Below are 18,321 nucleotides of genomic sequence, written 5' to 3'. Positions count from 1 at the left end.
CGCCGGTGAGCGCCCACTTCTCCCCTCCCCTCCGCCCGTCTCATGGCCCTGGGAGGCGACGGGCCGCCGCCTCCCAGGCGCCCGCGTCCCGGCCGCGGGTCGGCTCGTAGCGCGTCAAGGGCTGTGTGCGTACGACGAGTTCGCGCATCGCGGCCCGGTCGTCGACGAGGCCCTGGGCGCGGGCCTGCACGAGGACGTTGCCGAGCGCGGCGGCCTCGGCCGGGCCGGCGACCACCGGCACCCCGCAGGCGTCGGCGGTCAGTTGGCACAGCAGGCGGTTGCGCGCCCCGCCGCCCACCACGTGCACGACGTCGACCGGGTGGTCGGCGAGCCGCTGGGCGTCCTCGACGGCGCGGCGATGGGCGAGGGCGAGCGAGTCGAGGATGCAGCGGGTGATCTCGGCGCGGGTCACCGGCGCGGGCTGCGCGGTGGCCCGGCATGCCTCGGCGATCCGTTCCGGCATCCGGCCCGGCGCCAGGAACACGGGGTCGGAGGCGTCCACGACCGACCGCAGGCCGGGCACGGCGGCCGCTTCCCGCAGCAGCCGCACGACGTCCGACTCGCCCCAGGAACGCATGCACTCCTGGACCAGCCACAGGCCCGTGATGTTGCGCAAATAGCGGACCGTCCCGTCGATGCCCAGTTCGTTGGTGAAGTTCGCGGCCCGGCTCCGCTCGGTCAGGACGGGCGCGTGGAGTTCGAGCCCCGCGAGGGACCAGGTGCCGGTGCAGATGTACGCGAAGCGCTCGCCCTCGGTCGCGGGGACGGCGGCCACGGCGGACGCGGTGTCGTGCGAGCCGACCGTCGTGACCGGTGTCTCGTGTCCCGTGAACTCGGCCGCGTGGGCCAGCAGTCGGCCTGCCGGGTCGCCGGGGCGACGCAGCGGGGCGAAGAGGGAGAGGTCGATGCCCAGGGCGCCGGCCACCGTGTGCGCCCAGGTGCCCGTGCGTGGGTCGATCAGCTGGGTGGTGGAGGCGTTCGTGAGCTCCGTGCCCTGCTCGCCGGTCAGCCAGTACGTGATGAGGTCGGGGATGAGCAACAGGCGTGCCGCTGCGGCGAGTTGCTCCGTACCTTGGGCGGCCAGGAGTTGGTAGAGGGTGTTGATGGGCGTGTCCTGGATGCCGGTCTCGGCGTACAGCCGCTCCGCGGGAACCGTCGCCCACGCCCTTTGCGCCATGCCGTCGGTGCGTGCGTCGCGGTAGTGGACCGGATTGCCGAGCAGCCGGCCGTCGCCGTCGAGCAGGCCGTAGTCGACGCCCCAGCCGTCGATGCCGATCGAGTCCACCCCGCCCGCCGCGCGCAGGCCGTCCAGGACGCCCGCGTACAGACCGAGCACGTCCCAGCGCAGTCCCTCCGCGAGGCGGACCGGACGGTTGGGGAAGCGGTGCGCCTCGGCGAGGCCGAGGGTGTCGGGGCCGACGCGGCCGACCATGACGCGTCCGCTGGACGCCCCCAGATCGACCGCGGCGAACGCCCCCGTACGCCCAGCCCGTCCGGCCCCTGCACGCCTCGCGCTCTCCATACCTCCCGTGCTACCCGCGTCTCCCGCCCACGAAGATCCCCGAGCCGCGCACCACGTTGACGATGTCGCCGCCCAGACCCTGTTCCGTGCCTCAAAACCCGGTGGAGTCCTCCGATCTTGCTGGTTAGGGTCGCGGGATGAGTACGCGTACCTTCCGTATCACCGTCCGCGGTGTCTTCGACCAGCTCAGCGCCGATCAGCGGGCCGAACTCCTCGCTCGCGCCGCGGAACACGACATCCTGCGCGCGGCCTTCACTCCTGAGGGGCACCTCAGCTACGACCTGGTCGCGCGGTCCGTCTTCACCTTCCGCTTCCTGGACTCGGGGGAGGCGGAGGAGGACATCCTGGAGGCGACGGAAAGCGCCGAAGAGGCGGCGAAGGCGTGGCTGGACGAGCGGGGCTACGGCTACAAGAACCTGCGGGCCCAGGCCGAGGACCTGTCCCAGGCACCGCTGGGCAAACGGCAGCGCCGCGCCGCCGCCCAGAAGAAGGTCTGATCCCACGGCGGCTGGGTGGCGATGGCGTGCGCCACGTCGGAGCGGCCGTGGGCGGTGAGGGCGTGCGGCAGCACGCTGGTGCCCAGGGCGCCCGTGGCGGCCTGATGGTTCCGGGGCGCCGCACTCCAACAACCGGTCAGCACCGCCTCACGGCGACCGACGGCGGCTGCGTACGAGCAGATACAGGAAGTACGGCGTGCCGATCACAGCCGTCATGAGGCCGGCGCCGAGCTGGGCCGGGGCGATCACCGTGCGGCCCACCAGGTCCGCCGTGCACACGAGGATGGCGCCGAGGAGCACGGCGACCGGCACCACCCTGGCGTGCTGCCGGCCCACGAGGGCGCGGGCCGCGTGCGGCGCCACCAGTCCGACGAAGCCGATCGTGCCCGCGGCGGCCACGGCGGTGGCGCTCAGCAGGACGCTGAGGACGAGGAAGCCCAGGCGTCCGCGGCCCAGGTCGAGGCCGAGCAGCCTCGGGGTGTCCTCGTCGAGCGACACGAGGTCGAGTTCGGTGCGCCGCATGACCGCGACGGCCAGGCCCACGGCGAGGACGACGGCGAGGGGCACCACGTCGGGCAGGGACCGCCCGTAGGTCGAGCCCGAGAGCCAGGTGAGCGCCTTCGTCGCGTTGAACGGGTCGGTGAGGATGATGAGCAGGCTGATGACGGCGGACGCCCCGGTGGCGACGCCGAAGCCGACGAGGACGAGCCGGTTCTGCTGGAACCCGCCCCTCGCGGCGAGGCCGAAGACGAGGACCGAGCTGACGGCGGCGCCCGCGAAGGCGCCCGCGGCCAGGCTCCACGACCCGACCGCGGGCACCGTCGTCACGAGCAGGACGGCACCGACCGCGGCACCGTTCGTCACGCCCAGGACACCTGGTTCGGCGAGGGGGTTGCGGGTCACGGCCTGGATGAGGGTCCCGGCGAGGGCGAGCGCCGCACCGGCGAGCAGGGCGGCGAGGACGCGGGGCACCCGGGTGTCGAGGACGAAGGTGAGGGTCTGACCGGCCCGCCCCTGTGCCCAGTTCACGACGTCGCCGAGCAGGAGTTTGCTGTCGCCGAGGAGCACGGCGGCGATCGTCACGCCGACGAGCACGACGGCCAGAACGGCCGTCGTGGTGACGAAGACGGCCCTGCTGCGGATGCGCAGCCGGTCGGCCTGGACGGCGCCGCCCGGGTCCCGGACCCTGGCGGCCATGACGATCAGGAAGAGGGCGCCGACCAGGCTGGTGACGACGCCGGTCGGCACGGCCACCGACCGGTCCGCCGACACTACGGCGCGCAGCAGTACGTCGGAGCCGAGCACGAGCGCCGCGCCGGTGAGGCCGGCGAGCGGCAGACTCGCCCGCGAGCGGGTGAACGCGCGGAACCTGCGGGCCAGGGGGCGCACGAGGGCCGGGGCGCACAGGCCGACGAAGCCGACGGGGCCGGCGAGGGTGACGGCGGCGGTGGAGAGCAGGGCGGCGAGCACGACGGCGGTGACGCGGGTCGCCCGGACGGGGACACCGACTCCGCGCGCGGCATCGTCGCCGAGCGCCAGGGCGTCGACCCTGCGCGCGAGCAGCACCAGGCCGACGAGGCCGACGGCGCAGATCGGAAGCATCTGCAGCACGCCGTCGAAGCCGTTCTGCGCGATGCTGCCCTGGTTCCACTTGTAGAGGCCGTCCGTCTGCTGGGGGAACAACAGGAGCAACCCCTCGGTGACGGCGGTGAGGCCGAGGGTGAGGGCGCTGCCGGCGAGGACGAGCCGGACCGTGCCGGCGCCCAGGCCGGACAGGCCGAGGACGACGGCCGCCGCCACGAGACCGCCGGCGAACGCGATGCCGGAGGAGGCGAGCAGCGGGAGCGAGATGCCGGAGGCCGCGGCGAGGCCGAGGGCGAAGTAGGAGCCCGCGTTGACGGCGAGGGTGTCGGGGGCGGCGAGGACGTTGCGGCTGACCGCCTGCAGGGCGGCGCCCGCGATGCCGAGTACGGCGCCGACGAGCAGCCCCGCGGTCATCCTCGGCAGCCGGGAGGCGATGACGACCGACGCGTCGGCCGGGTCGGCCCGGCCGGTGAGCGCCTTCCACACCTCCGGGGCGCCGACGGCGGCCGTGCCCTGCGTGATGTCCACGACCGCGAGCGCGGCGACGAGGAGGACCAGTGCGGCCGTCACCGCGACCGCGCCCGTGCGGGAGGCGGCTGTCGACGGACGAGCGGTGGGGGTGGTTGCGGTGACGGCCATGGCGCTACTTCTTCGTCAGGGCGTCGACGACGGAGTCGACGTACTGGTTCATCGACTCGGGGCCGCCGAACATCCAGATGCCGTCGGGCAGTCGGTGCACGTTGCCCTTCTTCACGAACGGCAGCGACGTCCACACCTTGTCCTTGGCCAGGACGCCGTTGAACGGGGTGCTGGTCTTGTCGCTCTTGTTGCCGATGTAGGCGAACTGCACGTCCTTGTCGAGCTTGGTGAGGCCCTCGACGTCGGTGGCGCCGAGGCCGTAGCTCTTGTCGCCCTTGACCTTCCAGGCGTTCTTCAGGCCGATCTTCTCGTTGACGGCGCCGATGAGGGAGCCGCTGGTGAACGGCCTGATGGAGACCTGGTTGGAGGTGACGTAGCCGTCGGCGAAGGCGTAGTCCGCGCCGCCGAGTCCGGCGTCGGCGAGCGCCTTCTTGCCCTCGGCGAGCTTGGCCTCGAAGTCCTTCTTGAGCTTCGCGGACCGCTTGGTGGTGCCGGTGGCCTTGGCGATGAGGTCGAGGTTCTCGGTCATCCGCCCGATCGGGTCCGCGGCGTCGGCGGGGCGGATCGCGAGGACCGGGGCGACCTTGCGCAGCTGCTTCACGGCGGCCGCGGGCAGGTCGGTGGTGGCGAGGATGAGGTCGGGCTTCAGGGACGCGACGGTGTCCATGCTCGGCTCGCCGCGCGTGCCGATGTCCTTGGGGTCGTTCTTCAGCGGGACGGCCTTGTCCCAGGTCTTGTAGCCCTTGACGTCGGCGACGCCGACCGGGTCGACGCCCAGCGATATCAGGCTCTCGACCTCGTTCCACTCGGTGCCGACGACCCTCTTGGCGGGACCGTTCAGTTTCACCTTCGCGCCCGTGGCGTCGGTGAGGGTGAGGGATTCGGCGCCCTTCTTCGCGTCGTCGTCGGAGGGCTCGGTGGTGCCGCAGGCGGACAGGGTGAGGGCCGCGGCGGTGGCGGCCGCCGCGGTGATCAGGAGGCGTCTCATGAGGTGGTGCTGAGCCTTTCGCTTCGCGAGTGGTGTCGGCCGATGGCGCGGGTGCGCAGATGGCCGGTGAGGGGGTCGGTTCCGACCTCGATACGGATGCCGTACGTGGCGGTCAGCCGCTGCGGTGTCAGTACGTCTTCGGGGTCGCCGTCCGCGACGACCCGTCCCGCGTCGAGCAGGACGATCCGGTCGGCCACGGCGGCGGCCTGGTCGAGGTCGTGCAGGACGGCGCCGACGGCGATCCCGTGGTCGTCGGCGAGATCCCGTATGAGGTCGAGGAGTTCGACCTGGTATCGGAGGTCCAGGTAGGTGGTCGGTTCGTCGAGCAGGAGCACGCCGGTCTCCTGGGCCAGGCAGCCGGCGAGCCAGACGCGCTGGAGCTGTCCTCCGGAGAGGTGCTCGGCGCCGCGTTCGGCGAGTTCGGCGACGCCCGTCATTTCGAGCGCGCGGTCCACCGCGGCCCGGCCGTCCGGGTCCGCTTTGCCCCAACGGCCCCGGTACGGGTAGCGGCCGAATTCCACCACGTCCCGCACGGTCAGCCCGCTGGGGGTGGGGCGCCCCTGGGTGAGCAGGGCGACGCGGCGCGAGAACGCGCGGGGGCTCAGGGCCAGGCCGTCGGTGTCGCCGTCGATGACGAGCGTGGCGGCCCTGGGCCGCTGCAGCCGCGCGAGCGTGCGCAGCAGCGTCGACTTCCCGCTGCCGTTCGGCCCCACCAGGACCGTCACGTCGCCCGGTCGCAGCGTCATCGAAGCGTCGTGTACGACATCGACGCCTTCGTACGCCACGGTGACACCCGTGGCCGACAGTTCATGACCCTGGGGGCGCGTGGCCGCGGCGGTCTCTTCACCTTCATGCACGCCGTGGAGGTTAGCCTAACCTTACCGAGCAGCGAAACGGGCCCCACATTATTTCCGCAAGGAGAAATCCAGCCAGTCTCACGAACCCCCCGTCCGAGCCACCCGTCGGACTCTGCCCCACCGCCATCGCCGACCACGACCAGCTTCGGCCGGACGCCTCCGCCCCTGCCGAGTCATTGTCAAGATCTTTGGGCGGTCCAGTCGCCATCCGGCGATCGAACCGCCCAAAGCAGGCCGGGCATGCTGTCGTGCGGCTAGCCGACCAACTCGCAGGCGGCCAGGGCAGTGCCCTCGATCCGGGCGCGGATCTTGGCGAAGGCGGTGTCGCGAGAGGTTGAGGTGTCGTCGGCGAAGGGCGAGAATCCGCAGTCGTCGCAGGTGCCGAGCCGGTCGGCGGGCAGATGGCGGGCAGCGGCCAGAACCCGGTCGCGGACCTGCGCAGGGGTCTCGACGCGCGGGTCGATCGGGTCGGTCACCCCGACGAACACGCGGGCCTGGCCGGGTAGATGATCGGCGAGGATACCGAGGACTTTGTCCGGCTCCGGCTCGCTGGCCAGCTGGACGTAGAAGTTTCCGGCCTTGAGCCGCAGCAGCGCGGGCAGCAGGCCGGCGTAGTCCACGTCGAGACTGTGGGTGGAGTCCTGGTCACCGCCGGGGCAGGTGTGGACGCCGATCCTGGCCTGCTCGGCGGCGGAGAAGCGTTCCAGGACACGGTTGTTGAGCGTGATGAACTGCTCCAGCAGGCCCCCTGACGGGTCCAGCTTCAGCGCGAGGCGGGCCTCGGTGAAGTCGAGCTGGACGCTGTGTGCGCCGGCGTCCAGGCAGCCTCGGATGTCGGCCTCGGCCTCGGCGGTGAGATCGTCCAAGAAGGCTTGGCGGGGATAGCCGTCGATGCCGTCCGCCGGATAGAGCAGGCTCAACGCCGAAGGGGCGATGACAGCTTGCTTCACAGGGACGGTCGCGTGCAGGCATGCGGCCCGCAGATATCGGTCGGCGTGCACGGCGTAGCGCAGCGGTCCGGCCGTCAGGCGGGGCAGCTGTCGCTGATGTCCGTCGGCGAAGGGAATGACGACGCCATCGGGTGCAAGGTGATCCAGCCCGGCGAGAGGGTACGTGACGAAGCTGGGCTTGGACTGTTCGCCGTCGGTGACCACCGGCGAGCCGAGCTCCTCCAGACGCCGGATGGTGTCACGGACCGCACGGTCTTGAGAGGCAGCCAGTTCCTCGTCGCCGATCCGGCCGGCTGCACGGGCCGCCACGGCGGCGAGCAGCTCAGGGGGGCGAGGGATGCTGCCGATGGGTTCGGTGGGAATCCCCACGGAGGCCGCGGTCACGGCTGGATCTCCAGCTGCGCCTGACCGCTGCTGCCTTGGAGGCCGGAGGTGAGGCATTGCGTGGGCAGCTGGTTGGGCAGCGCGGCAACCGTCCGCTGTGCCGAATGTCCCTCGCCGCGCCCTTCGGCGACCCGGCCCGACAGCCTGACGACGAGAACGCCGGCGACACGGAGCGTGGTGCTGCTGCTGTAGGTGATCAAAGACCGCTTGCCGTCGGCATACCGCACGTCTTCCGTGAGGCGGGAGTTGGTCAGGGCGACGCAGGATGCCTCCGGTGACACCCCCTCCAGCGAACCGGTGGCTGACATGGTCCGGCCGGGCGCGACGGTGCACTCGTACCGGGCCTCTGTGTGAACGCGGGTCTCGCGCGGCGTGAGGGTCAGGGGCGGGTTGTACGTGCTCTCACTGTGCCCCGTGCACAGGACACCCCCGCTGTGCCTGGCTGCATCGGCCTGACTGGCTGGAGCCTACGCCCACGTCGAGCCCATCAGAAACAGGGAGCTCAAGGCCATTGCCGCACCACGTCCACCGATCATGCGCCCTCCAGGTATCCGGATTCACTTCTGGCCCATGGCTGCCCATGACGGCCCTTGGCCGCCCCCGCGGCCCCCGGCTTGTCGTAGCGCGCCCTCCGCGCCCCTTCGTCTCGTGCGCCGAGAAGTGCGCGCTCGTGCATCACGTCACCGCAGGACAAGCAGTCGCGAGCGCCTGGAACCCGGGCGTATCGGGTATGGCTGGCAGAACGCGATCACAGATCCATGTGCGTGAACTTGGCAGAAGGAACATCGATGGACGACATCACTGCGAAGCGACTCGTCTTTGCCATGCTGGACGCGGACGGCGACGGGGTCATCTCGGCGGACGAATACTTCGCGCGCGCCGAGCGAGTGGCAGCGGCGACGGGGCGCACCAAGGACGACCCCCTGGTCATTGCCGCACGCACCGCCGGTGAGCGGGCGTGGGCGGCGATGGACGCGGACGGCGACGGAGGGGTGACCTTCGAGGAGTACGAAGCATGGGCCGGGGCCGATGCGTTCGACACCGTCTGCGAGCCCGTGCTCGGCGGACTGTTCGACCTCGCCGACACCGACAAGGACGGTGCCCTGGACCTGGCGGAGTTCACGACGCTGCGCACGGCGCTGGGGAACCCGGCCGGCAATATCAAGGCGGCGTTCGCCGTGCTGGACACCGACGGCGATGGACGGATCAGCCGGGACGAATACCTCGCCTCGGTCCGCGCCCACGTCAGCGGGGGACAGTCCCCCATGGGTGAAGCCCTCTACAGTCTCGGAACAGCCGAAGCGACATGAGGGCTGGGCCTCGGGTGCGTGCCCAGACACACGGCGCCGTGCCAATACTCGTTCTCGGGTCATACGCCGATGCCCCAGTTCGGCATGGTGGGCCGAACCAGGGAGAGCCTCCTGGCGGCGTCACCGACCAGAGGCCCGAGCTGTTCGAGCTTGTCAGGGAGGCGCCGGAAGACACCCCTCACCGGAGAAACGCGAAGACAGCGGTGTGAGGCCGAGCAACCCGGTCACCGCACGCGCGGTGAGCCCGTGCCATGCGGCCGCCCGCCGGAGCATGGCGTGGCCGCTGCCCCGCACTTCCACGAAGCTCGCGTGCGCGCCCGCGGTTCTGGCCCGGGCGCAGAAGTCGACGGACGCCTGCGGGTCGGTCACGCGGTCCCGGTCACCGTGGAGGAGTACGACGCGTCGGCCGTCGAGGTGCCGCACCGGATCCTCCGGAGGGCACCACGGGGCAAGCCCGACGACTCCCCGCACGCCGGGGGCCCCGCCCGCGCGCAGGGCGGCTCGGGCGCCCATCGAGTGGCCCACCAGGACGGTCGGCAGGTCACCCGCGATCTCGGCCAGTTCGCTCAACGCGGCCTCGGCGTCGCGGGCCGCGTCCGCGCGCTCCCCGTTCCAGCCGCGGCAGCGGTAGCGGACCCGCCCGATGAGCACGGCGTGCTCCGCCGTGGCGCGGCGGGCGGCCCGTTCGAAGGGGAGCATCCGGACGGCGGGGAGATTCCACGGGCCGGGCGCCGACGTGCCGTACTCGTGTCCGCCGTGCAGCAACAGCACAGCGGCACGCGCGCGGGGACCGGTCCCGGTGAGGCAATGGAACTCCTTGCGACTACGGACAATCTACAGGCCCCTCCCCCGGTGCACGCGGCTGCCCGTCGGAGGCGCTCCGGCGCCGGGGCCGGCCGTCTCAACTCCCGTACGTATTCATGGCCGTGGGGCTGCTGTTCGAGGAGTGGTCCGGCGCTGTACCGTCTGCCACGACCTTTGGTGGCGAGGATAGGAACGGCGTATGACCAGCCCCCTGGACAGAGTTGACACCTCTACGGCGCACTCCGCTCGCGTCTACGACTACATCCTGGGCGGCAAGGACCACTATCTCGTCGACGTCGAGGCGGGCGACGCCATGTGCCGGCACTGGCCGTCGCTGCCCGTGCACATGCGGGAGAACCGCCGGTTCATGCACCGCGCGGGGCGATTTCTGGCCGAGGAGAAGGGCGTTCGGCAGTTCCTCGACATCGGGACCGGGCTGCCGACCGCGCCGAACCTGCACGAGGTGGTGCAGAAGGCGGCACCGGAGTCGCACGTGGTCTACGTGGACAACGATCCCATCGTCCTCACCCACGCCCGCGCCCTGCTACAGAGCTCGCCCGAAGGCGCGACCGCCTACGTGGACGCCGACATGCACGATCCCGACGCCATCCTGGACAGCCCCGAATTCAGTGAACTGCTGGATCTGGACAAGCCGGTCGGCCTGATGATCATCGGCATGCTGCACTTCATCCTGCCGCCGGACGACCACCGTCTGGTGCGGCGCCTGCTCGATCCGCTCCCGTCGGGCAGCTTCCTGGCGATGACGATCGGCACCGCGGACTTCGCCCCGGAGGAGGTCGGCCAGGTCGCCGAGGAGTACGCGCGGCAGAACATGCCCATGGCGCTGCGCGACCTGCCGACCGCCACCTCGTTCTTCGACGGCCTTGAGCTGGTCGAGCCCGGCGTGGTCCAGGTCCACAAGTGGCGGCCGGGCGACGGGCAGCACGCCGTCGACGACCGGGCCATCGCGATGTACGGGGCGGTGGCGCGCAAGCCCTGACCCCGGCGCCGCACCACAGCACTTCCCTCCCCACACACTCTCGGTTCCGTACGGAGCCGAGGCCCCCCACAAGTGAAGTGAAGGGACAGCAATGCTGCATCACATACGGCTGGGAATAGCGAGTACCGCCGTCGCGGTCGCCCTGACCGCGGCACCGGCGGCGAACGCCCTGTCCGCGCCGGAACCGGCGACGGCGAAAGACACGTCGGCGGTAGTGACGCTCCGCTACGACGACAGCCGGGCCGCGGGCTGGGAGGCGGCGATCACGGCCGGTGTCGCCTCGTGGAACTCGAACGTCGAGAACGTCAAGCTGGTCGAGGCCGCGCCCGGCACCCGGGCCGAGATCCAGATCGTGGCCACCAGCGGCTGGCCGCAGGCCACCCTCGGCCCGGTCCGCCCGGGTGGCAGGGCTCAGGTCCAACTCGGCCAACAGGCGGTCACGCAAGGCCACGACAAGAACCGTATCGCCGCCCACGAACTCGGCCACAACCTGGGCCTGCCGGACACCAAGCCCGGCCCGTGCTCCCAGTTGATGTCGGGTTCCAGCGCGGGCACCAGCTGCAAGAACGCGGTGCCCGACGCGGCTGAGCAGGCCCGGGTCGAGCGCGCCTACGCGGGCGGCGCCGCACACGCCCCAGCCGACGGCCGCATGCTGGTGGACGCGCGATAGCCGCACGGAAGATCACAGCGCACGGTGCCTGACCGCGACACACGCGGTCAGGCACTCGCCCCAAGGCGTGTCCGGTGGGTCAGCCACCAGACCGTGAACGAGTCGGCTCCAGCTCCTTCCTCAGGAATTGCTCGAACCGTGACATGACCTGCCGAAGCGCGTCGAGGGAATGTGCCGCCTGGGCGTCCCACAGCCTGTCGGCGCTTCCGCCGACGAGTGGCGTTGAAGCGGTGGACTGCTGGAGTGCGTGGACGATATGACTGCTCGTCAGAACTCGCGTCAGCCAGGCTGCGGGAAGGGAGCGTTCCGCAGCGACGCCGCAGGCGAAGGAGCCCAACGACTTGCCGACCAGCAGGCGACAGGAGCCCTCTTCGGCGTCGATCGCTTCGACGGTCTGCCTCTCCACCCAGGTGACTTGATTACGGCCCGGGCGAAGTGGAGCAGTGGTCGGGCGGGTGAATAGCCGGTTCCTGGCAGCACGAGGGCCACGCGATCCCTGTTAGGCCACGCCCGGCGTCGGCGCCGTGTCGGCGTACGCGGCCAGGCCGTCGGCCATCCGCTGCATGAAGCGGGTCAGATACCAGCGCCAGAACGGCCCCGAGAGGGGAAGCTTCGGCTCGAAGGTGGCCGACCAGGTGATGTCGGTGCCGCCCTGCGGGGTTTCGGCCAGCTCGACGGTGCCCCGGTAGGAACGGAACGGGCCACCCGCGTTCTCGTAGCCGAACCGCCGGTCGGCGAGCAGCTCGACGATGTTCTCGCGGGCGGTCGCCCGTCCGGTACGGAACACGCGTACGTCGCCGACCTCCTGCGGGAGGTCGGGATCGCCTCCCCCTTCGATCTCGGCGGAGTCGATCGGCGACCACGAGGGCCAGGTGGCCGCGCGCAGGAGCACGGTGAACACGGCTTCGGGCTTCGCCGGTGAATGTGAGGTCACGGCATAGGTGTAGGGCACGCCGCCACGTTAGGACGGCGTGCCCGGGGCGGGACATGCGCGAAATTGCTCCCCTGTCGACGCGTTCTTGCGGAACACCGACGGCCGGACGCCGACATGCGCCAGGAAGACCGAGGAGAGACCTCCCGGGCTGGAGAAGCCGCAGCGTTCGGCGATCTGCCCGACGGTGAGGTCGGTACGGGCCAGCAGCCGCCGCGCCTGCTCGATCCGCAGCCGGGTCAGATACCGATGCGGTGTCTCGCCGGTGGCTTCGCGGAACACGCGGATGAAGTGGTAGACGCTCAAGTGCACTTCGGCGGCGATGTCGGCGAGCGTCAGCGGATGGGCCAGGCGGTCCCGCATGATCGCGATGCCTTGGCGTACCGCCGCGCGGTCGGGACCCGGCGGGCGGTGGTCGCGGCCCCGCGTCAGCAGATGGGTGGCGAGGAAGGCGGCCGCTGATTCCGCGTACACGTCTGTCGCGCCCTCCGCCCCCGGCAGGGCGCGCACGACGTGTTCGACGAGTGCGTCGCCCGCGCCCAGCCCGGCGGACAGCGCCTCGAAGTCCGGCGCGGGACCGCCGAGTTCCGCAGCGGCCCGCTCCACGGTCGCCCGCGGAATGTGCACCTGGACGCTGCTCATCGTCGTCGTCGAGCGGTAACTGCGCACGGTCGAGTGGCCGGGGACCATGAGCTCCAGACGGCCGGGGGCCCAGCGCCGACGCGTCGGCCTGCCGTCGGCGCGCGTCCGCATCTCCGCGGTCCCTCCCGTACAGAGGACGAGATGCAGATCGGACACTCCGGGAAGGTCGAGGTGCTCCACCTCCCGCGCATGGGTGAAGCTCTGCACCAGCAACGACCGCCAACCGGCGTCCTGCCAACTGCAGTACGTACGCCGCACGAACCGTGCCGTGTCGACATCGGCGTACGGAGCCAGATCGAAGTCGGACGTGTCGAACACGCCTCAAGTCTAGGTTCCCGGCGGCGCGTGCGGATCCGCGCGGCTGACCGTCCGGCACGCCCGCGCGGATGCCGAGTGCCGACGCGCCTCCGCCTCTACTCCCGGCAGAGGCAGAAGGGGTGCCCCGCGGGGTCGGCGAAGACACGGAAGCCGCGTTCGCCGTCCTGGTCGTCCAGGTCGAGTGCCTTCGCACCGAGGGCGAGGACCTCTTCCTGGGCGCGGTCCATGTCGGTGACGGTGAAGTCGAGGTGCAGTTGCTGCGAATCGGAGGACGCCTGGGGCCACTTGGGCGGCTGGTGGTCGGCGGCGCGCTGGAAGGAGATGCGGTGCCCGCCGGGGGCGTACAGGTCGTACCAGTCCTCGTCGTACTGCTTGATCTCGCCGCCCAGTACGGCCGCGTAGAAACGGGCCAGCGACTCCGGTTCCCGGCAGTCCAGGGCGACGAGGGTGTACGTCGCGATCGCCATCGGGCTCTCGCCTCCTATTCCGATCCTATTCCGAGGTGGTCCGGCTGTTCCGGAGGTGGTCCGGCTGTTCCGAGGTGCTCCGGCCGTCCTTTCGGCGGTGCACTGTTCGGTTGCCCCGATTTCTGCACCGTAAGGGGGCGGGGTGCGGCACGGTCGCCCGGTCAGGCGCTCCGCCGGTGCCTGCCGGACGCGGCCTTCTTCGCCGGGCCCTTCTTGGCCGGGCTCTTCTTAGCTGTGGTGTTCTTGGCTGTGGTCTTCTTCGCCGCGGACTGCTTGGCCGCGGACTGCTTGGCCGCGGTCTTCGTCGCCGCTGTCTTCTTTCCCGCGGTCTTCTTCGCAGCCGTCTTCCTGGCGGTCCGGTCGGGGCCGGTCTTCTTCGCCGCCCTCTTCTTCGGCTTCAGTTCGTGCACGTCCGCGTCGGACTCGCCACGCGTCTCGCGGGCCCGCTGCACGGACTGCTGGAGTGCGGCCATGAGGTCCACGACCTCGCCCGCCGGCGCTTCCTCCGTCTCCGCGCGAGGCGGCTTCTTGCCTTCCGCCTTCGCGTGGATGACCTCCTCCAGCGCCTGTGTGTAGCGGTCGGTGGCCCACTCCGCGCCCTCGATGCCTTCGTCGCGGGTCATGGAGTCGATGAGCTGCACGGCCTGGTCGATCTCGCCGTCGTCGACATCGATGTCCTTGGGGGCAAGGCTCTCCGGGGAACGGATCTCGTCGGGCCAGCGCATGGCGTGCAGCACGATGGCGTCGTCGCGGATGCGGAGCAGACCGAGCCGCTCCCGGCCGTGCCAGGCGAATTTCGCCACCGCCGCCTTCGCGTTCCGCTCCAGGGCCTTGCGCAGCAGCGTGTACGGCTTCTCGGCGACCTTGCGGTCCGGCTCGAGGTAGTAGCCCTCCCGGATCCGGATCGGATCAATGCTCTCATAGGGGACGAACGCGGCGATCTCGATCGCCTTGGCCGTCGGCAGCGGGATCTCACGGAGCTCCGCGTCGGACACCGCGACGAGGGTGTCGCCGGACACCTCGTACCCCTTGCCGATCTCGTCCTGGCTCACCTCCCGGTCCTCGATCTCGCACACCTTGCGGGTACGGATCCGCCCCATGTCTTCCAGGTGATATTGGTGAAAGCGAATGGAATGGTCCTCGGTGGCGGCGACCACCTTGATCGGAATCGTGACCAGGCCGAAGGTGATGGCGCCGGCCCATACGGGGCGGGGCATGACGAACCTCCCAGACAGCCCCGAGACCTCCAGGCTAGGAGTGTCTTCCCCGGTTCGCACACGCAGCGGCGAAGATCTTGCTCCGGCCCGTTCCGGACCGGCATCGCCGCCGCGTGCCCGGGGCGCAGCCGGCCCGGTGTCCTGCGCGCGCCTCGGGGCCGGTCACGCCGCCGCGTGAGCGGGGCCCCTCTCGCGTCCTCCGGGGTGGCGGTGGCGCCACACCCAGAACACGGCACTAGCCACCAGCGCCCAGGCGGCGAGGACGAGGTAGGGGAAGGCGTGCTGGTGGCCGTTGAAGTAGACCGCCGTGTGCTGGGCGTTGACCGAGGCGCCCGGTGGCAGCCACCGGCCGATGTGCCCGAGCACGGAGGGCAGCAGCGGCCAGGACACCGCTCCGCCCGAGGACGGATTGCCGAGGAGCACCATCAGGCCCCACGTAGGGATCATCGACCACCGTCCGACCAGGGTGTTGAACATCGTGAAGACCATGCCGGAGGCGAACATGGTCAGGCTCAGGATGAGCCAGGACTGGACGAAGGGAAGGTCGAGAGCGCCCAGCCACCAGTCGACCACCGCGGCGATCGCGAAGGCGCCCAGCAGGGCGTAGGCGAGGGTGAACGCGATGCGCTCGGCGGGGTTGAGCGCGCGGGCGTGCACGCTCAACTGGATGGCCCCCACGAAGCCGATGATCACGGCGGCCAGTGAGATGTAGAAGATCGCCAGACCGCGGGGGTCCCCGGGCTGCAGGGGGTTGAGGTCGTGGACGGTCACCGGGACTCCGACGGTGCGTCCGACCTTCGTCGCGGTCTCGGCCAGCAAGTCCGCCACGGAGGCGCCGGAAGCGCCGGAGACGTCGAGTGCCACGCGTTCGCCCGGGCGGACATCGAGGATCGCGAAGACCTCCTGCTGCTCGACCGCTTCGCGGGCGGCGGCCACGGTGTCGTAGCGGTGGATCTCGATCGAGGCGTCGAGGGCCTTCTCCATCCCCGTCAGGAACGCTTCGCCGCGCGTCGCGCGCTCTGCGCCCACCACCGCCGTCGGCACCTGCCGGGGGGTGGGATTGGCCATGGCGTACGTGTACGAGCCCGCGAAGAGCCCGGCGGCCGCGGCCAGGATGAACACCAGCACGGTGGCCGGCAGGAAGGGCGACTCCTTGAACGCTTCCCATCGCTCGGGCCAGCCGGCCCGTCTGCCGTGTTCTCCGTGCGGAGGGCGGGGGCGGGGCGCGTCCGCCGATGGAGAACTTTCGGGAATTTCGGGCATAACGTCAAGCTAGATCACGATCAGTCCCCCCTCCCCCACAACTGCTCCGGTCGGTGTAACGGAAACGGGCGCCCGACCCGCGGCAGAGGGCGCCTGCGACGCACGCCTAAGGTCGGTCCATGACTCACGCATGGCGTATAGGACTGGCAGTGGCCGGTGCCGCGGCGGCGGCCGTCGCCACGATGCTCGTGAACGCCGAACCGGCGGCCGCGGCAATGCCGTTCGGCTCGGTGGACCCCGGCACCGTGTCGCAGTTCAAGCTCAACCAAGTCGTTTCCGGAGGCGGCGCCAACGGCATGGACGCCGCCGTCGAGGCGGTGGAGAAGACCGGCGCCGTCAAGAACATCGACGTCAGCACGCTTCTCAAGACGGGCGGCAACACCGGTGTCGCCGGGCTCTGCCATGACACCGGCCTGTCCGCGAGCCTCAAGCCCGGCGGGTACTGCTGGAAGAAGCAGGACGACACGTCGAGCAGCTGGAACGCCACGGACGGCGGCTGGACACCCCAGGGCCTGTCCCTGCCGTACAGCGATACCGGGACGGCCCCCCCGACGGAAAGTGGAAGGGCATCCCCTCCTACGCCGCGACCTGGCATCACAGCACCGACATGGGCAACCCCGATCCGGCCAAGCGGCGCGGCGACGAGTACGCCCGGCTCACCCTGGTGAACGCGGCGAACGGCACGCCCAACTATCACAACCTGCTCCTGGTCCAGCCCGGCAAGGGCGCGGACGGCAAGGGCAACTTCCGCGTGGTTTCCGGCAATCACGTCGACGGCGTCGTCTGGTACGGCGATCGTGCCTTCGTCGCCAACGGGCGCTACCTCCAGGTCTACGACCTGAGGCACATCTGGAAGCTGAACAAGCAGGCGAAGGAGGTGGGCATTTCCGGCACCACCTCGTCGGGTCTGTGGCACAACTACGCCGTCCCGATGGTCGCGATGTACCAGACCACCACCGGCAACACGGCCTGCACCGTCACCCAGGGAACCACTCCCTGCCTCAACTCCCTCAGCCTCGACCGCACCGGCGGCCAGGACGCGCTCGTCTCGGCCGAGTACAAGAAGGACGCGGCGGGCGGCCGCGTCGTGCGCTGGCCGCTCGACGCCGCGACCAAGCTCCCGCGGGGCAATGCCTCGGCCGCGTACACCTCCCCGGTCTGGTCCATGCAGGGCGCGGCCACCGACGGCACCAACTGGTACATGGCGGGTACCTGCCCCACCGGGGCGGGCGGCGGCACCGCCGACGATCCGTACTCCTGCGTCCACAAGGCACAGGCCAACACCGCGCCGCACGTCATGACCGCCGCCCCCGTCTACACCCAGAACCTCAACTACTCCTGGTCCACGGACCGGCTCTGGGGCATCAACGAACGCATCAACACCGCTGCGGGCAAGCGCGTGGTCTTCTCGGTCGACACGCCCTGATCGGTCAGCACGCCCTGACGCGGCCGGCCGGATTCAGGTCAGGTCGTTCAACTCGGCCGTGAAGAGCAGCGCCGGGTCGAATCCCATCCCGGTGAAGTGGCCCGCGAGTTCGAGGGACAGGACGCCGTGCAGGCGGGTCCAGCAGGACAGGGCCCGGTGGAGGGTGGCGGACGGGGCGGGATGGCCGTCCGCCCACTTCCGGTGGTCCTCGAGGTGCGCGTCGAACGGCGTCTCGGGGCGTCCGTCCGAGGGCCGCGCGGCGTACGCGTCCAGCAGGGTCGTCATGATCTCGGACGCGATCGTGGTGACGTCGTCCGGGGCGTGGTAGCCCGGGACGGGGGTGCCGTAGACGAGGAAGTACCGCTGCGGGTCCTCGATCGCCCATCCGCGCAGCGCGTGCGCCAGCGCGGACACGTCGGCACCGGATTCCGCGGCCGCGCGGAAGGTGTCGGCCAGGCTCCGGTACGCGTCCCTGATGAGCGCGGTGATCAACTCGTCGCGGTTGGCGAAGTACCGGTAGAGCGCGGGTCCGCTCACGCCCATGGTCGGCAGCCTGCTCCGCGCGCACGACCGAGCGGTTCGCTGGGCGGCCGCGGCGCTCGCCGTCGCGTACGCGATCCCGCTGACCGTGTGGCTGACGCGGTCCGACGGGGCGCCGAGCCTGTCCAAGGACCTCCACCCGGCGTTCGTCGGGGTGATCGTCGCGGCGTCCGTCGTGCTCATCGTCGCCATCCGCCGGACCCGCAAGACAAGTTGCCCCAACATGGGTGGCGGGGTGAAGAACGCGCCCGTCCGGATCGGCGGGGCAGGGCAAAGAGGAGTACCCACTCCTTGCCACTTTCAACTTATAGC

20 protein-coding genes are annotated in these 18,321 nt (G+C 70.8%); 6 read left to right on the top strand and 14 right to left on the bottom strand.

The genetic code is table 11. From position 1 onward, the window contains the following. Positions 1-40: 40 nt before the first annotated feature. Positions 41-1,522 carry a rhamnulokinase gene (locus STRAU_RS27640; RefSeq protein WP_052029312.1) on the bottom strand — a complete coding sequence of 494 codons (1,482 nt, stop codon included), beginning with the start codon at positions 1,520-1,522 and terminating at the stop codon, positions 41-43. A gap of 137 nt (positions 1,523-1,659) precedes the next feature. On the opposite strand from STRAU_RS27640, the gene STRAU_RS27635 reads away from it, so the two are divergent. Further along, on the top strand, positions 1,660-2,019 hold the full coding sequence (locus STRAU_RS27635; protein ID WP_016643703.1) for a DUF6204 family protein: 360 nt from the start codon (positions 1,660-1,662) through the stop codon (positions 2,017-2,019). Positions 2,020-2,166: 147 nt separating this feature from the next. Here the strand turns inward: STRAU_RS27635 and STRAU_RS27630 are convergent, their stop codons facing one another. From STRAU_RS27630 to STRAU_RS27610, 5 genes are all read right to left on the bottom strand, one after another. Further along, the gene (locus STRAU_RS27630; RefSeq protein WP_016643702.1) at positions 2,167-4,242 is read right to left on the bottom strand and encodes an iron ABC transporter permease; all 2,076 of its coding nucleotides are present in this window, start codon (positions 4,240-4,242) and stop codon (positions 2,167-2,169) included. Positions 4,243-4,246: 4 nt separating this feature from the next. Further along, complete coding sequence (locus STRAU_RS27625) at positions 4,247-5,230, bottom strand: iron-siderophore ABC transporter substrate-binding protein (RefSeq protein WP_016643701.1); 984 nt, start codon at positions 5,228-5,230, stop codon at positions 4,247-4,249. Further along, on the bottom strand, positions 5,227-6,087 hold the full coding sequence (locus tag STRAU_RS27620) for an ABC transporter ATP-binding protein (RefSeq protein ID WP_016643700.1): 861 nt from the start codon (positions 6,085-6,087) through the stop codon (positions 5,227-5,229). The genes STRAU_RS27625 and STRAU_RS27620 overlap by 4 nt, the downstream gene beginning before the upstream one ends. 254 nt (positions 6,088-6,341) lie before the next feature. Continuing rightward, positions 6,342-7,406: a cobalamin-independent methionine synthase II family protein gene (locus STRAU_RS27615; RefSeq protein WP_037662322.1), complete on the bottom strand. Its 1,065-nt coding sequence runs from the start codon at positions 7,404-7,406 to the stop codon at positions 6,342-6,344. An 11-nt stretch (positions 7,407-7,417) separates the two neighbouring features. Next, positions 7,418-7,729, bottom strand: a complete 312-nt coding sequence (locus tag STRAU_RS27610; RefSeq protein WP_016643698.1) for a hypothetical protein — start codon at positions 7,727-7,729, stop codon at positions 7,418-7,420. 480 nt (positions 7,730-8,209) lie between these two features. On the opposite strand from STRAU_RS27610, the gene STRAU_RS27605 reads away from it, so the two are divergent. Next, entirely contained in the window at positions 8,210-8,731 is a 522-nt protein-coding gene (locus tag STRAU_RS27605; RefSeq protein WP_016643697.1) for an EF-hand domain-containing protein, read from the top strand. A 153-nt stretch (positions 8,732-8,884) separates the two neighbouring features. Here the strand turns inward: STRAU_RS27605 and STRAU_RS27600 are convergent, their stop codons facing one another. Further along, a complete protein-coding gene (locus STRAU_RS27600) occupies positions 8,885-9,502 on the bottom strand; it encodes an alpha/beta fold hydrolase (protein WP_016643696.1) in 618 nt (205 codons plus the stop codon). A 232-nt stretch (positions 9,503-9,734) separates the two neighbouring features. On the opposite strand from STRAU_RS27600, the gene STRAU_RS27595 reads away from it, so the two are divergent. Both STRAU_RS27595 and STRAU_RS27590 read left to right on the top strand, forming a co-directional pair. After that, positions 9,735-10,535, top strand: coding sequence for an SAM-dependent methyltransferase (locus STRAU_RS27595; RefSeq protein WP_016643695.1), 801 nt, complete (start codon positions 9,735-9,737; stop codon positions 10,533-10,535). Between the two features lie 91 nt (positions 10,536-10,626). Further along, positions 10,627-11,205, top strand: a complete 579-nt coding sequence (locus STRAU_RS27590) for a snapalysin family zinc-dependent metalloprotease (protein WP_016643694.1) — start codon at positions 10,627-10,629, stop codon at positions 11,203-11,205. Positions 11,206-11,284: 79 nt separating this feature from the next. Here the strand turns inward: STRAU_RS27590 and STRAU_RS27585 are convergent, their stop codons facing one another. From STRAU_RS27585 to STRAU_RS27560, 6 genes are all read right to left on the bottom strand, one after another. Further along, positions 11,285-11,611 (bottom strand): hypothetical protein, encoded by a 327-nt coding sequence (locus tag STRAU_RS27585; protein ID WP_052029311.1) that lies wholly within the window; start codon positions 11,609-11,611, stop codon positions 11,285-11,287. Positions 11,612-11,704: 93 nt separating this feature from the next. Then, the gene (locus tag STRAU_RS27580; protein ID WP_016643693.1) at positions 11,705-12,157 is read right to left on the bottom strand and encodes an SRPBCC family protein; all 453 of its coding nucleotides are present in this window, start codon (positions 12,155-12,157) and stop codon (positions 11,705-11,707) included. Between the two features lie 9 nt (positions 12,158-12,166). Beyond that, complete coding sequence (locus tag STRAU_RS27575; RefSeq protein WP_016643692.1) at positions 12,167-13,096, bottom strand: helix-turn-helix domain-containing protein; 930 nt, start codon at positions 13,094-13,096, stop codon at positions 12,167-12,169. A 95-nt stretch (positions 13,097-13,191) separates the two neighbouring features. After that, a complete protein-coding gene (locus tag STRAU_RS27570) occupies positions 13,192-13,563 on the bottom strand; it encodes a VOC family protein (RefSeq protein WP_016643691.1) in 372 nt (123 codons plus the stop codon). 161 nt (positions 13,564-13,724) lie between these two features. Continuing rightward, the gene (ku, locus tag STRAU_RS27565; protein ID WP_016643690.1) at positions 13,725-14,780 is read right to left on the bottom strand and encodes a non-homologous end joining protein Ku; all 1,056 of its coding nucleotides are present in this window, start codon (positions 14,778-14,780) and stop codon (positions 13,725-13,727) included. Positions 14,781-14,942: 162 nt separating this feature from the next. Continuing rightward, positions 14,943-16,043: an ABC-2 transporter permease gene (locus STRAU_RS27560; RefSeq protein WP_016643689.1), complete on the bottom strand. Its 1,101-nt coding sequence runs from the start codon at positions 16,041-16,043 to the stop codon at positions 14,943-14,945. A gap of 119 nt (positions 16,044-16,162) precedes the next feature. Here STRAU_RS27560 and STRAU_RS39245 point away from each other — a divergent pair, with 119 nt between their 5' ends. After that, a complete protein-coding gene (locus STRAU_RS39245; protein WP_158692135.1) occupies positions 16,163-16,711 on the top strand; it encodes a hypothetical protein in 549 nt (182 codons plus the stop codon). Next, positions 16,651-17,469, top strand: a complete 819-nt coding sequence (locus tag STRAU_RS27555; RefSeq protein WP_052029310.1) for a hypothetical protein — start codon at positions 16,651-16,653, stop codon at positions 17,467-17,469. Before STRAU_RS39245 ends, STRAU_RS27555 begins: the two co-directional genes overlap by 61 nt. 33 nt (positions 17,470-17,502) lie before the next feature. On the opposite strand, the gene STRAU_RS27550 is transcribed toward STRAU_RS27555, so the two are convergent. Next, entirely contained in the window at positions 17,503-18,201 is a 699-nt protein-coding gene (locus STRAU_RS27550; RefSeq protein WP_016643685.1) for a TetR-like C-terminal domain-containing protein, read from the bottom strand. Positions 18,202-18,321: the final 120 nt, after the last annotated feature.

It is taken from the genome of Streptomyces aurantiacus JA 4570 (assembly GCF_000414115.1).
GTDB lineage: Bacteria > Actinomycetota > Actinomycetes > Streptomycetales > Streptomycetaceae > Streptomyces > Streptomyces aurantiacus_A.
This window is presented reverse-complemented; position numbering and strand designations above follow the sequence as displayed.